The sequence below is a fragment of the Streptomyces armeniacus genome (assembly GCF_003355155.1).
Classification (GTDB): Bacteria; Actinomycetota; Actinomycetes; order Streptomycetales; family Streptomycetaceae; genus Streptomyces; species Streptomyces armeniacus.
Map to the genome: position 1 here is coordinate 2,880,721 of NZ_CP031320.1, position 13,447 is coordinate 2,894,167.

A 13,447-nucleotide genomic window follows, 5' to 3' on the forward strand; every position below is an offset into this window, starting at 1 on the left:
GTTACGCATGCGCGGACGGGTCCATTGTGATTGGTAAGTGACCCCGAACCAGCCAGGACGCCCCCGAGCCCTTCGCGGCACGCGTCGGAGGTGTACAAGAGACGGCGCCCAAGCGGGCCGGCCGCCCCCAGCTGCCCACCGTCAACCACACCGCCGACCCCCGCCCCCGCCTCCTCCTCCGCGTCCTCCGCTGCTGCCTCTTCCGCTGCATCCTCTGCTGAGAGCGTCTCCGTCGTCACCCCGCACCCGGACGCACCGGTCCGTCTCGCGCGCTGCTGTACGCCCGTGCCGCCCGACGCCGTGACCGGCTTCCCCGTACGCGGCGGCGCCGTCACCGTGCACCGGGACTCCTGTCAGACGGTGGTCAGGATGGCCGCGGCAGGCCGCTCGTCCGTCTCCGTACGGTGGCGGAAGCTGCAGGCGGGCTGCCGGGTCACGCTGCTCGCGGAGGCGTTCGGGCGCCCGCAGCTGCTCGCCGACCTCACCGAGACGATCGCCTCAGAGGGTGCCGCCGTCGTCTCCGCCGACGTGGAGCCGCCCTGCGAACAGCGCGTACGGCACACGTACACGCTCCACCTGCCCGACGCCACGGGCCTGCCCGCCCTGATGCGCGCGATGCGCCGGGTGCCGGGTGTGTACGACGTGAGCCGCGCCGTACGCCGCGTACCGGCGGGCTGAACGCGGCCGCGGGCCTCATCGCAGTGCTGGGCGGGGTCTGGCCCTGGTCCTGGTCCTGCGCGTAATTGCGGTGACGCCCGGACCGCACCGTGTCACCATCGTGGGCACCGACGGGTCGCACCGCCGCTCCGGGGAATCATCCCGGTGCCGGAAGCGTTCCCGGGACATAACCCATCCCACGACGTAAGGATCCAATGACCATCTCCTCTTCTTCCAAGCCGTACCCCGGCCAGCGCCTCGCCGAGACGGACCGCCGAGCCGACGCCCTGATGGAAGAGGACGTGGCATGGAGTGACGACGTCGACGGTGAGCGCGACGGCGACCAGCACGACCGTTCCGACCGTGCGGCGCTGCGCCGCGTGGCCGGGCTCTCCACCGAGCTCCAGGACGTCACCGAGGTCGAGTACCGGCAGCTCCGGCTGGAGCGCGTGGTGCTCGTCGGCGTCTGGACCTCCGGCACGGCGCAGGACGCCGACAACTCCCTGGCGGAGCTGGCGGCGCTGGCCGAGACCGCGGGTGCCGAGGTGCTCGACGGCGTGATCCAGCGGCGCGACAAGCCGGACCCGGCGACGTACATCGGCTCCGGCAAGGCCCAGGAGCTGCGGGACCTCGTGCTCGAGGCCGGCGCCGACACCGTCGTCTGCGACGGTGAGCTGAGCCCGGGCCAGCTGATCCACCTCGAGGACATCGTCAAGGTCAAGGTGGTGGACCGCACCGCGCTGATCCTCGACATCTTCGCGCAGCACGCCAAGTCCCGTGAGGGCAAGGCCCAGGTGGCGCTGGCACAGATGCAGTACATGCTGCCGAGGCTGCGCGGCTGGGGCCAGTCGCTCTCCCGGCAGATGGGCGGCGGCGGTTCCGGTTCCGCGGGCGGCGGCATGGCCACGCGTGGTCCCGGTGAGACCAAGATCGAGACGGACCGCAGGCGCATCCGCGAGAAGATGGCGAAGATGCGCCGTGAGATCGCGGAGATGCAGACCAGCCGCGACATCCAGCGCCAGGACCGCAAGCGGCACAAGGTGCCGTCCGTGGCCATCGCCGGATACACGAACGCGGGCAAGTCCTCCCTGCTCAACCGGCTGACGGGCGCGGGCGTCCTGGTGGAGAACGCGCTGTTCGCCACCCTCGACCCCACCGTGCGCCGGGCGGAGACGCCGAGCGGGCGGCTGTACACGCTGGCGGACACCGTCGGCTTCGTACGGCATCTGCCGCACCACCTCGTGGAGGCGTTCCGGTCCACGATGGAGGAGGTCGGCGACTCCGATCTCATCCTCCACGTGGTCGACGGCTCGCACCCGGCGCCCGAGGAGCAGCTGGCCTCCGTACGCGAGGTCATCCGCGATGTCGGCGCCGCCGACGTGCCCGAGATCGTGGTGATCAACAAGGCGGACGCGGCCGATCCGCTCGTCCTGCAGCGGCTGCTGCGCCTGGAGAAGCAGGCCCTGGTCGTCTCCGCGCGCACCGGCGCGGGCATCGACGAGCTGCTGGCCCTGCTGGACCAGGACCTGCCGCGGCCCTCGGTCGAGCTCGAGGTGCTGGTGCCGTACACGCAGGGCGCGCTCGTCTCCCGTGCGCACGCCGAGGGCGAGGTGATCTCCGAGGTGCACACCGAGGAGGGCACGCTGCTCAAGGCGCGGGTGCACGAGGCGCTGGCCGCGGAGCTGCGGGCGTACGCGCCGGCGGCGCCGTCCGCCACGTAGCACCGGACGGAGCTCAGGACGGAACACGAACGGAGGCCCGCCCCCGGCCGTTTGGCCGGAGGCGGGCCTCCGTGCTGTCCGCCGCGCGGGGGAGCGTCAGCTCTTGCCCGCGTACTTCTTGCTGATCGCGTCGAAGACGCCCTTGGCCGCGGCACCGAGCCGGGGCCCGGCGGCGTAGCTGACGTCGGGCCGGTTGATCAGCGAATTGACCGACACCAGCTGGGCCTTGCCGTCCGAGCCGGAGGCGAAGATGCCGCCGCCGGACATGCCGCCCGTCATGGTGCAGCCGATGCGGTACATCGGCTCCTCGGACGGGTCCAGCGTGTAGCGGCCCGGCTTGTCGGTGCACTGGAACATCCGCGCGCCCTTGTACGGGGCCTCAGCGGGGTAGCCGTACGAGCTCATGCCCGTGAACCGTTCGATCGACGGCGCGTTGAAGTTGATCTTCACCGCGGTGCCGACCGTCTCCTCCAGCGACTTGCCGGTGTCCTGGTCGGAACGCACCTTCATGACCGCGAAGTCCTGCTGCGCGCCCCCGCCGCCGCTCGCGGCGCCCTGCTCCATCCAGTACGCGGTGGTCTGGATCCACTCCACCCACCAGTCCTTGTACGGGTGGACATCGCTCTGCGGGGCGCCGTTGACCTGGGACTCGGGCAGCCCGCTGTTGTTGTAGGCGGGCACGAACATGACGTTCCGGAACCAGCCCTTGCCCTGGCCGCCGTGTATGCAGTGGCCGGCGGTGGCGACGAGGTTGGACTTGCCCGGGTTCCGCGGGTCCTTCACCACCGTGCCGGAGCAGACCATGGGGCCCTCGGGGGTCTCCATGAAGATCTTCCCGGCGGGCGCCGCGTTCTGCGTGTACGGCGTCTTGACCGGCTTGGCCTGCACCGCTGAGGGCTCGCTGTCGGTGCTGCCGGCGGAGGTCTTGACGTCCGCCGTCACCGTGTTGTCGTTGCCCTCCGCTTCCTTCAGCCGCTCCGGCTTCCAGTGGTCGGGGACGTAGGGGTTCACGAAGTCCTCGGCCTTGCGGAGCCATTCGTCCTTGTCCCAGTTCTTCCACCCCCCGTTCTTCCACTTGTCGAGGTCCTGGAGCGAGGACGGCAGGTCCTCGGGGAGCTTGTCCGCGAGGCCCTCGTCGTTCTTGGCGGCTTCCTCGGCGGAGGCGCTGGGCTTGCCCTCGGCTGAGGCGTCCCCGTCGTCACCGCCGCACGCGGTGACGGTCAGGGCGAGGGCGGCGGCGACGGCGGTCGCCGCGAACACGTGGCGCCGGCGGCGCGGATACGTTGTGGATGACATGAGTTGACGGTCTCCTCGGTTCAGCTCAGGCCGCCGACGGCGTCGAAGACGCCCTTGGCTTCCTTGCCCAGGGCCGCGCCCGCGAGCCACGTGTGCTGGACGGGGCCGATCGACGTGACGGACAGCAGCTCCGTACCGTCCGCGCTCAGCCAGGGACCGCCGGAGGAACCGCCGGTCATGGTGCAGCCGATGCGGTACATCGTGGGCTGCGAGGTGTCGAGCGAGAGCCGGCTGGGCTTGTCCTGGCAGGCGTACATCTTCTCGCCGGTGAACGGCGGCGCCGCCGGGTAGCCGCGGGCCGTCAGCGTCGGGATGTTCTTCACGCCCGGGGTCTTGAAGTTGACCGTCACGGCCTTGCCGACGGTCTCCTCCAGGCTCTTGCTGCCGCCGTCCTCCGGCTTCACCTTGAGCACGGCGAAGTCCTGCGGGGCGCCGCTGCCGCCCTGCGTGGCACCGTTCTCGATCCAGTGGTCGGTGGTGCGGGCGTGCTGGGCCCAGAAGACGCCGTGCGGAGCGATGTCCGTCTTAGGCGCGCTCTCCAGCTCGGCCTGCCCCAGTCCCTTGCTGTTGAAGTGCGGGACGAAGACGACGTTCCGGAACCAGCCCTTGCCCTGGCCGCCGTGCACGCAGTGGCCGGCGGTGGCGACGAGGTTGGACTTGCCCGGGTTCTTCGGGTCCTTGACCACGGAGCCGGAGCAGACCATGGAGCCCTCGGGGGTCTCCATGAAGATCTTGCCGACGGGCGGCGCCTTGTCGGTGTACGGCGAGGGCACCGCGGCGGCCTTCACCGGGTCCGGCACGGGGTCGGTGACGCCCTGGTCGATGTCGGAGTCGTCGACGTCGCGCTTGCGGTCGTTCTCCTCCGCGTCGTCCATCCGGTCGCGGTTCCAGAAGTCGTCGATGATCGGGTTGATGAAGTCCTCGGCCTCACGCAGCCACTGGTCCTTGTCCCAGTTCTTCCAGCCGCCGTTCTTCCACTTCTCGAGGTCCTTCAGCGAGTCGGGGAGGTCATCCGGCAGCTTGTCCGGAAGCCCGAGGTCCTCCTTGAGGTCGCTCTCGGGCTGCTGCGAACTCGACTCGCTCGGCTTCGAGTCCGCGCCGTCGTCCTCCGGGCCGCACGCGGTCGCCGTCACCGCCAGTGCGGCCACGGCCGCCGCCGCGGCCAGCGCACGCCGGCGGCGGCGCACAGAACTGCCAATGGGTGACATGGAATGAACTCCCCCTGTGTGGATCAATGTGCCTTGGACTTGTCATGCACCTCGCCGGGGCGGGGCGGCCCCCCACTATGCCCGGTGAGGTTGGGGACGGAAGCGGCAGGGTCCTCGGTTCCCGTGAATTCCGGGTGGTCCGGACTCGGTTGGTGATGATCTTGTTACGGGCCGTGATCCCCCGCCGCCTGCTTCGTTGGTACGTACGGGGGACAGCGGCCCGCTCGTCAGCGCGCCGATTCGACAGCACCAGGAGGCTGCAGCAGTGAACGCGCGCTCCGGACCCGAGGGAACTCCTGCCGACGGGACGCTCCCGGTCCGTCATCGCTCCGCCTACGGCATCGGGACCTCCGTCCCGCGCCAGCCGTCGCGTTCGGCCGCCGAACCGGGCGAATCCGGCGCCGGTACGAGCACGGGCCCAAGTACGGGCACGGGCACCGCTACGAGTACAGGTACCGCGACGAGTACGGGCACCGGCACCCGTACCGTCACGGAGGCACCGCCCGCCGCCGAGGACGCCACCGCCGACCGCCCCGACCGCCCCGACTGCCCCTCTCTCCCCGACCCGCTGGAGCAGGCCGACCCCGCCGCCGTCGCCGACGCCGCCGCGGCGGAGAACCTGCTGCGCTGCTGGGTCCGCGAGAACGACCTGCCGTGCCCCGACGACGGCGCGCTGCGCATCCCGTTGCACGCCACCGGCACAACCCTGTGCGCCCCCGTACGCCGCTGGTCGCCCACCGGCTGGCACCGGTTCGGGCCGCCCCTGCTGGACGGCGCACCCCTGGACGCGGCGCCGCTCGACGCGGTGACGCTGGCCGCGCTGCTCGGCCGCGAGGCGGCGCACCTCGCGGGCGCCGCGCAACCCCGGGGCGGCGCCGACGCGTTGGGCGAGGGGCGCGCGCTCGTCGGGCGGGTGGCCGACTCCGTACAGCGCACCGCCGTCTTCCTGGCCGAGCGGCGCGTGGCGCCGGGTGCCGCCGAGGGTGCGGACCCTTTCCTCGACGCCGAGCAGGCTCTCGTCCTCGGCCACCCGCTCCACCCCACGCCCAAGAGCCGCGAAGGGCTCTCCGAGACGGAGGCGCTGGCGTACTCGCCGGAGCTGCGCGGCGCGTTCCCGCTGTACTGGATGGCGGTCGACGCCTCGGTGCTCGCGACCGGTTCGCACTGGTACGAGGAGCCCGCGGGCGGCGGTGGCCCGGCGGACGGCCCGCTGTCCGCCGCCGAACTCACCGCCCGGCTCGCGGGCGACGAGGTGACCGCGCGGCTCCCCGAGGGCGCCGCGCTGCTGCCGCTGCACCCCTGGCAGGCCCGCGAGCTGCGGCACCGGCCCACCGTGGCGCGGCTGCTGGCGGCCGGGCAGCTGCACGACCTCGGACCCGGCGGCCGACCGTGGCACCCCACCTCCTCCGTCCGTACGGTCCACCGGCCCGGCGCGCCCGCCATGCTGAAGCTCTCGCTCGGCCTGCGCATCACCAACTCCCGCCGTGAGAACCTCCGCAAGGAGCTGCTGCGCGGTGCCGAGGTGCACCAGCTGCTCCGTACGGGACTCGCGGCCGCCTGGCAGGCGGCACACCCCGGCTTCGACATCGTCCGCGACCCGGCCTGGATCGGCGTCGACGACCAGTACGGCGAGCCCGTGCCCGGACTCGACACCGTCCTGCGGCACAACCCCTTCGGCCCGCACGACGACGCCGTCTGCGTCGCCTCCCTCACCTCGCCCCGGCCCTGGCCCGGCGCGCCCGGGCGGGAGCTGCGCTCCCGGCTCGCGGACATCGTCCGCCGGCTCGCGGACCGTACGGAGCGCCCCCTGCCCGCGGTGGCCACCGAGTGGTTCCTGCGCTACCTCGACGTCGTCGTCGCCCCCGTCCTGTGGCTGGACGCACACGCGGGCATCGCCTTGGAGGCGCACCAGCAGAACACCCTGGTGCTGCTCGACGCCGACGGCTGGCCGCGCGGCGGACGCTACCGCGACAACCAGGGCTACTACTTCCGCGCCTCCCACCGCGACGCCATCGAACGCCGGCTGCCCGGCGCCGGCCTCGCCAGCGACTCGTACGTCGCCGACGAGGTCACCGACGAGCGCTTCGCGTACTACCTCGGCATCAACAACGTCCTCGGCCTCATCGGCGCGTTCGGTTCCCAGGGGCTCGCGGACGAGCGGCTGCTGCTGGCCGCGTTCCGGCGGTTCCTGGACAGCGCGGCGCGCGGCGTGACCGGCGGCCCCGTGTCGCCGCTGCCTGCGCTGCTGCTGGGGGCGCCGACGCTGCGCTGCAAGGCGAACCTGCTCACCCGGCTGCACGGCATGGACGAGCTCGTCGGCCCCGTCGACACGCAGTCCGTGTACGTGCCCGTCCGCAACCCCCTCAGCCTCTGACGAATCCGGCAGGAGGCCCCGACATGGAGCACACACCAGCAGCACAGCCACCGCAGACCGGAACACACCCCAGCAACGCGGACACGCTGGACCTCGAACTGCCCGACGAAGTCAGGGCGATGGCGCCGCCCGCCGGCACCCCGGCCGGTACGGACAGCTCCGCCCTTACGGACAGCGCGTCCCGTACGGGCGCCCCCGCGCGTACGGACGCAACCGCGCGTACGGGCGGCGGCACCCTGACCCACCTCACCGAGCCCGACCTGCTCGACTCCGTGCCGGACTGGAGCCCCGCCGACACCCCGGCGGGGCTGCTCCAGCTCGTCCCCGTACGCCTCGACCGCGACCTGCCGCTGATCAGTGCCTGGATGAACGACCCCGCGGTGGCGGAGTTCTGGGAGCTGGCCGGCCCCGCCGAGACGACGGCGGCCCATCTGCGCGCCCAGCTCGGCGGCGACGGCAGAAGCGTGCCCTGCCTCGGCGTGCTCGACGGCACCCCGATGAGCTACTGGGAGATCTACCGCGCCGATCTCGACCCGGTCGCCCGCCACTACCCGGCGCGCCCCCACGACACCGGCATCCACCTCCTCGTCGGAGGCGTGGCCGACCGGGGCCGCGGGCTCGGCACCGCCCTGCTGCGCGCCGTCGGCGACCTGATCCTCGACCACCGGCCGGCCTGCCGCCGTGTGATCGCCGAGCCCGACCTGCGGAACACCCCGTCGGTCGCGGCGTTCCTCGGCGCGGGCTTCCGGCTGTCCGCCGAGGTGGACCTGCCGGAGAAGCGCGCCGCACTGATGATCCGCGACCGCGCCCTGCGCGACCTCCTCTGACCGCGACGACCCCCTGGCCGATCCCATCGCGACCACCCCACCGCAACGACCGCTGAGACGAGCCCGACACGGAACCCCCCCACCTGGAAAAGCACCTCCGGAACCGCACCTCTGTAACCGACGACCTCGGACAAGGGAGACCCCCGGTGCCCCAGCACCCCGCCGCCCTGCGGCTGCCCACCGGCCTCGATCAGGACACGTGGACACGCGCCGCACGGCGGCTCCTCATCAAGATGCTCGCCGAATTCGCGTACGAGGAGATCATCCGGCCCGAGCCCGAGGGCCCGGACACATACCGCCTCCCCGTAACCCCCGACCTCACCCTCCGCTTCCGCGCGCGCAGGGGCGCGTACGGAAACTGGCGGATCGATCCCGCATCCCTCACGCCGGAGTGCGATCCCCTCCGCTTCCTGGCACTGGCACACGACGGGCTGCTCGGCCTGTGCGGCGACACGACCGGCCACCTCCTCCGCGAGCTGACCGCGACGCTCACCGCCGACGCCCGTATCAGCGGCACCGCCCTGAGCGCCCGCGAGCTCGCCGACCTCGGCTACGCCGAGTTGGAGGGCCACATGGACGGCCACCCCTGGATCGTCGCCAACAAGGGCCGCCTCGGCTTCTCCGACGCCGACGCCGAGCAGTGGGCCCCGGAGGCGCGCCGCAGCCACCGGCTGCCCTGGATCGCCGTCCACCGGGACCTCGCCGTGTACCGAGGCGTGCCCGCACTCGCCGACGCGGAGCAGCTGTACGCGCGCGAGCTGGACGCCGCGACCCGCGAACGGTTCGCCGCGGTGTTAAGGGAGCGCGGCCTCGATCCGGCGGACCATCTCCTGCTTCCAGTCCACCCGTGGCAGTGGGAAGAAACGGTCGTGCCGCTCTTCGCACCCGAGATCGCGCGGGGCGCCGTCGTGCCGCTCCCCGCCGACCCCGACGAACGCCTCCCGCAGCAGTCCATCCGCACCTTCCTCAACACCACCCGCCCCGACCGGCACACCGTCAAGCTGCCGCTGTCCGTCCTCAACACCCTGGTCTGGCGCGGCCTGCCGACCGAACGCACCCTCGCCGCCCCCGCCGTCACCTCCTGGGTGCACGGGCTGCGCGACGGCGACGCGTTCCTGCGCGACGAGTGCCGGGTGATCCTGCTCGGCGAGGTCGCCTCCGTGACGGTGGCGCACCCCTCGTACGACGCGCTGCCGGCGGTCCCGTACCAGTACCGCGAACTCCTCGGCTGCATCTGGCGCGAGCCGCTGGCGACGCGCCTCGACCCGGGGGAGCGGGCCCGTACGCTCGCGGCGCTGCTGCACACCGCCCCGGAGGGGCGGGCGTTCACCGCCGAACTGGTGGCGCGCAGCGGCCTCGACGCGGTGGTGTGGCTGCGGCACCTGTTCGCCGCGCTGCTGCCGCCGCTGCTGCACTTCCTCTACCGCTACGGCACCGTGTTCTCGCCGCACGGGGAGAACGCCATCGTCGTCTTCGACGAGCGGGACGTGCCCGTACGGCTGGCGGTGAAGGACTTCGTCGACGACATCAACGTCAGCGCGCTGCGCCTGCCCGAGCAGGACTCCATGCCCGCGGACGTGCGCGAGGTGCTGCTCACCGAAGAGGCGGGATTCCTCCCGCAGTTCATCCACTCGGGGCTGTTCGTGGGCGTCTTCCGGTATCTGGCGCCGCTGTGCGAGGAGCAGCTCGGGGTCGCCGAGGCCGAATTCTGGTCGCTCGTACGGGCGGAGATCCTGCGCTATCAGGAGCGGTTCCCCGAGCTCAAGGACCGCTTCGGCACTTTCGACCTGCTCACGCCCCGCATCGCCCGGCTCTGCCTCAACCGGAACCGGCTCCATCTCGACGGCTACCGCGACCGGGCGGAGCGCCCGCACGCCGCCGTACACGGCACCGTCCCCAACCCGCTGCACGGCGTCTGAGGGCCTGGTGCGGCACCGTACGCCGATGGAGCGGGAGGGGAAGCGGCGCCGGCTGTCAGTGGGGCCGCGTAGGGTGTCTGATCTATGAGCGAGCCCGCCCTCACCGATCTCCTGCACGCCGCCGTCACCGCCGTCGGAGGCACGGAACGCCCAGGCCAGGTGGCCATGGCGGAAGCCGTCGCCGAGGCCCTGGAAGACGGCTCGCACCTGCTCATCCAGGCGGGCACCGGCACCGGGAAGTCCCTCGGCTATCTGGTGCCGGCGCTCGCGCACGGCGAGCGCGTCGTTGTCGCCACGGCGACGCTCGCGCTGCAGCGGCAGCTCGTCGAGCGCGACCTGCCGCGCACGGTCGAGGCGCTGCAGCCGCAGCTGCGCCGCCGGCCGGAGTTCGCCATGCTCAAGGGCAGATCCAACTACCTCTGCCTGCACCGGCTGCACGAGGGCGTGCCGCAGGAAGAGGAGGACGGCCTCTTCGACCCGTTCGAGGCGGCCGCGCCGACCAGCAAGCTCGGCAAGGACCTGCTGCGGCTGCGCGACTGGTCGGACGAGACCGAAACGGGCGACCGCGACGACCTGCGGCCGGGCGTCTCCGACCGCGCCTGGTCCCAGGTGTCGGTGTCCGCGCGCGAGTGCCTGGGCGCCAGCCGCTGCGCGTACGGCGCGGAGTGCTTCGCCGAGGGCGCCCGCGAGCGCGCCAAGCTCGCCGAGGTGATCGTCACCAACCACGCGCTGCTCGCCATCGACGCCATCGAGGGCGCACCCGTGCTGCCAGGCCACGAGGTGCTGGTCGTCGACGAGGCGCACGAGCTGGTCTCGCGGGTCACCGGTGTGGCCACCGGCGAGCTGTCGCCCGGCGGCGTCAACCGCGCCGTACGCCGCGTGGGGAAGCTGATCGACGAGAAGACCGCCGACCAGCTTCAGACCGCCGCCGAGTCCTTCGAGCGGCTGATGGAGCTGGCGCTCCCCGGCCGGCTGGAGACCGTCCCGGAGGACCTCGGGTACGCGCTGATGGCGCTGCGCGACGCCGCGCGCTCCTGCGTCACGGCGCTGGGCAACACGCGGGACAAGTCCGTCCAGGACGAGGACGCCGTCCGCAAGCAGGCGCTGGCCGCGATGGAGAACGTGCACGACGTCGCCGAACGGATCGTGCAGGGCTCCGAGTACGACGTGATCTGGTACGAGCGGCACGACCGCTTCGGCGCCTCGGTGCGGGTGGCGCCGCTGTCCGTCTCGGGGCTGCTGCGGGAGAAGCTGTTCACGGACCGCTCCGTCGTGCTGACCTCCGCGACGCTGAAGCTCGGCGGCGACTTCGACGGTGTCGGCGCGTCCCTCGGGCTGGCTCCCGAGGGGCAGGGCGGCGAGGACCAGCCGCCGTGGAAGGGGCTGGACGCGGGCTCGCCGTTCGACTACCGCAAGCAGGCGATCCTCTACGTCGCCAAGCACCTCTCGCAGCCCGGCCGGGACGCCGCACGCGCGGACATGCTGGACGAGCTGTCCGAGCTGGTGGAGGCGGCGGGCGGCCGTACGCTCGGCCTGTTCTCCTCGATGCGGGCCGCGCAGGCGGCGGCGGAGGAGCTGCGCGGGCGGCTGGACGTGCCGATCCTGCTGCAGGGGGAGGAGACGCTCGGCGAGCTGATCCGGCGGTTCGCGGACGATCCGGGCACGTGCCTGTTCGGGACGCTCTCGCTGTGGCAGGGCGTCGATGTGCCGGGTGCCAGCTGCCAGTTGGTGGTGATGGACCGGATTCCGTTCCCGCGCCCGGACGATCCGCTGATGAGCGCCCGGCAGAAGGCGGTCGAGGAGGCCGGCGGGAACGGCTTCATGGCGGTCGCCGCGTCGCACGCCGCGCTGCTGATGGCGCAGGGCTCCGGGAGGCTCGTCAGGGCGATGGGGGACAGGGGGGTCGTGGCGGTCCTCGACCCCCGGCTGGAGCGGGCGCGTTACGGCGGCTTCCTGCGCGCCTCGATGCCCGACTTCTGGTACACGACGGACCGCAACCAGGTGCGCCGTTCGCTGGCCGCCATCAACGCGGCGGCCCAGCAGGACGAACAGGACGCATAGGCGCGGTCATGTGAGTGCGTCGACCGGCCCCGCGCCGTGATCGGACGCGATCCCGCCCGGCGAACGGGAGCGCGTGGAGAACGAGGTGTTCGGGGCCCCGGAACCGGCGCAGGGGTTCCGGGGCCCGTCCTTGGGACAGCCGGTCACGCGTGTCGCACTGGCCGCATCCGTCACACGCGGCGCAGCACTGCCACGACCTTGCCGAGGATGGTGGCGTCGTCGCCGGGAATCGGCTGGTACGACGCGTTGTGCGGGAGCAGCCACACGTGCCCGTCCTCCCGCTTGAAGCGCTTCACCGTCGCCTCGCCGTCGAGCATGGCGGCGACGATGTCGCCGTTCTCCGCGACGGGCTGGCGCCGGACGGTGACCCAGTCGCCGTCGCAGATCGCCGCGTCGACCATCGAGTCACCCACGACCTTGAGGACGAACAGCTCGCCGTCGCCCACCAGTTGGCGCGGCAGCGGAAAGACGTCCTCCACCGACTCCTCGGCGAGGATCGGGCCACCGGCGGCGATCCGGCCGACCAGCGGCACGTACGACGCCGACGGCTTCCCGGTGGTGTCGGTGGCCGCCTGCGTGCTGGGGGTGTCGGAGCCGCGCACCTCGTACGCCCGCGGGCGGTGCGGGTCGCGCCGGAGGAAGCCCTTGCGCTCCAGCGCCATCAGCTGGTGTGCCACGGAGGACGTGCTGGACAGGCCGACGGCCTGGCCGATCTCGCGCATGGACGGCGGGTATCCGCGGCGCTGCACGGAGTCGCGGATCACTTCGATGACCCGCCGCTGCCTGTCGGTGAGCCCGGAGCTGTCCGCCCGGATGCCGGGAGGTCGTCCGGGCAGCGCCCGGACGGGTGGTGGCGCGTCCCCGTCCGTGCCCGGCGGGTTCTCCAGGATCTGGTGTGCGGATTCGGACGCCGGTGTAGAACGGTCCTGAGTGGTGATGGTGGCGCTGTCTGCAGTCGTGGTCACGTCAGCCCCTCTCGAGCGGTTGTCCCTAGTTGGACAACGGTAGTTGGTTTCGAAAGGTTGCGCCAAACACACGTTCGAGTGAAAATTCGTTATTCGTCTGACGTGATCACGCGGGCCGGTGTAGGAGGAGAGCTTCGGTGCTCACCGGAGACCTTCCGGCGCGCCCTCTCCCGGAGGTGTCGCCGTTCCGTGCCCGGCCCCGCCGCCGGCTTCCGTGTGCACTCTCCCGCCGGTTCCCGCGCCCGTCCCGTACGGGCCCCGCGCCGGCCCCCGTGTGAGCCCCCGGCGAGGGCCGCACGGGCCCGCTCACGTACGCTCGACGGGCCCGGCGGCGGCGCGACACGCGCAGGACCTCCTTGCTTCCCCGGCACCAGATCTAGTGGGTAGTTTGACGAGAGTCACCTACAAGTTGTGGTCCC

Annotated in this window: 8 protein-coding genes and 1 pseudogene; 6 read left to right on the forward strand and 3 right to left on the reverse strand. The window is 72.3% G+C overall.

Annotation, left to right across the window (positions count from 1 at the left end; genetic code table 11):
- Window positions 1-246 precede the first annotated feature (246 nt).
- Together DVA86_RS12515 and hflX are read left to right on the forward strand one after the other, a co-directional pair.
- Window positions 247-678: pseudogene (locus DVA86_RS12515) on the forward strand (ACT domain-containing protein); the annotation flags it as partial.
- Window positions 679-872: 194 nt separating this feature from the next.
- Window positions 873-2,378, forward strand: a complete 1,506-nt coding sequence (gene hflX, locus DVA86_RS12520; RefSeq protein ID WP_208878180.1) for a GTPase HflX — start codon at window positions 873-875, stop codon at window positions 2,376-2,378.
- Between the two features lie 96 nt (window positions 2,379-2,474).
- Here the strand turns inward: hflX and DVA86_RS12525 are convergent, their stop codons facing one another.
- Together DVA86_RS12525 and DVA86_RS12530 are read right to left on the reverse strand one after the other, a co-directional pair.
- On the reverse strand, window positions 2,475-3,674 hold the full coding sequence (locus DVA86_RS12525; RefSeq protein ID WP_208878181.1) for a trypsin-like serine peptidase: 1,200 nt from the start codon (window positions 3,672-3,674) through the stop codon (window positions 2,475-2,477).
- A 20-nt stretch (window positions 3,675-3,694) separates the two neighbouring features.
- Window positions 3,695-4,882: a trypsin-like serine peptidase gene (locus DVA86_RS12530; RefSeq protein ID WP_208878182.1), complete on the reverse strand. Its 1,188-nt coding sequence runs from the start codon at window positions 4,880-4,882 to the stop codon at window positions 3,695-3,697.
- Window positions 4,883-5,147: 265 nt separating this feature from the next.
- Here DVA86_RS12530 and DVA86_RS12535 point away from each other — a divergent pair, with 265 nt between their 5' ends.
- The 4 genes from DVA86_RS12535 (at window position 5,148) to DVA86_RS12550 (ending at window position 12,063) form a co-directional block, all read left to right on the forward strand.
- Window positions 5,148-7,256, forward strand: coding sequence for an IucA/IucC family protein (locus tag DVA86_RS12535; protein WP_245996525.1), 2,109 nt, complete (start codon window positions 5,148-5,150; stop codon window positions 7,254-7,256).
- Window positions 7,257-7,279: 23 nt separating this feature from the next.
- Entirely contained in the window at window positions 7,280-8,083 is an 804-nt protein-coding gene (locus tag DVA86_RS12540) for a GNAT family N-acetyltransferase (RefSeq protein WP_208878183.1), read from the forward strand.
- Between the two features lie 146 nt (window positions 8,084-8,229).
- On the forward strand, window positions 8,230-10,002 hold the full coding sequence (locus DVA86_RS12545; RefSeq protein WP_425470820.1) for an IucA/IucC family protein: 1,773 nt from the start codon (window positions 8,230-8,232) through the stop codon (window positions 10,000-10,002).
- A gap of 84 nt (window positions 10,003-10,086) precedes the next feature.
- The gene (locus tag DVA86_RS12550; protein ID WP_208878184.1) at window positions 10,087-12,063 is read left to right on the forward strand and encodes an ATP-dependent DNA helicase; all 1,977 of its coding nucleotides are present in this window, start codon (window positions 10,087-10,089) and stop codon (window positions 12,061-12,063) included.
- Between the two features lie 170 nt (window positions 12,064-12,233).
- On the opposite strand, the gene lexA is transcribed toward DVA86_RS12550, so the two are convergent.
- Window positions 12,234-13,028, reverse strand: a complete 795-nt coding sequence (gene lexA / locus DVA86_RS12555; protein WP_208878186.1) for a transcriptional repressor LexA — start codon at window positions 13,026-13,028, stop codon at window positions 12,234-12,236.
- Window positions 13,029-13,447 lie beyond the last annotated feature (419 nt).

Bases quoted from the DNA above. Each gene is read 5' to 3' on its own strand.
- hflX (WP_208878180.1), top strand. From the start codon at position 873: ATGACCATCTCCTCTTCTTCCAAGCCGTACCCCGGCCAGCGCCTCGCC.
- DVA86_RS12525 (WP_208878181.1), bottom strand. From the start codon at position 3,674: ATGTCATCCACAACGTATCCGCGCCGCCGGCGCCACGTGTTCGCGGCG.
- DVA86_RS12530 (WP_208878182.1), bottom strand. From the start codon at position 4,882: ATGTCACCCATTGGCAGTTCTGTGCGCCGCCGCCGGCGTGCGCTGGCC.
- DVA86_RS12540 (WP_208878183.1), top strand. From the start codon at position 7,280: ATGGAGCACACACCAGCAGCACAGCCACCGCAGACCGGAACACACCCC.
- DVA86_RS12550 (WP_208878184.1), top strand. From the start codon at position 10,087: ATGAGCGAGCCCGCCCTCACCGATCTCCTGCACGCCGCCGTCACCGCC.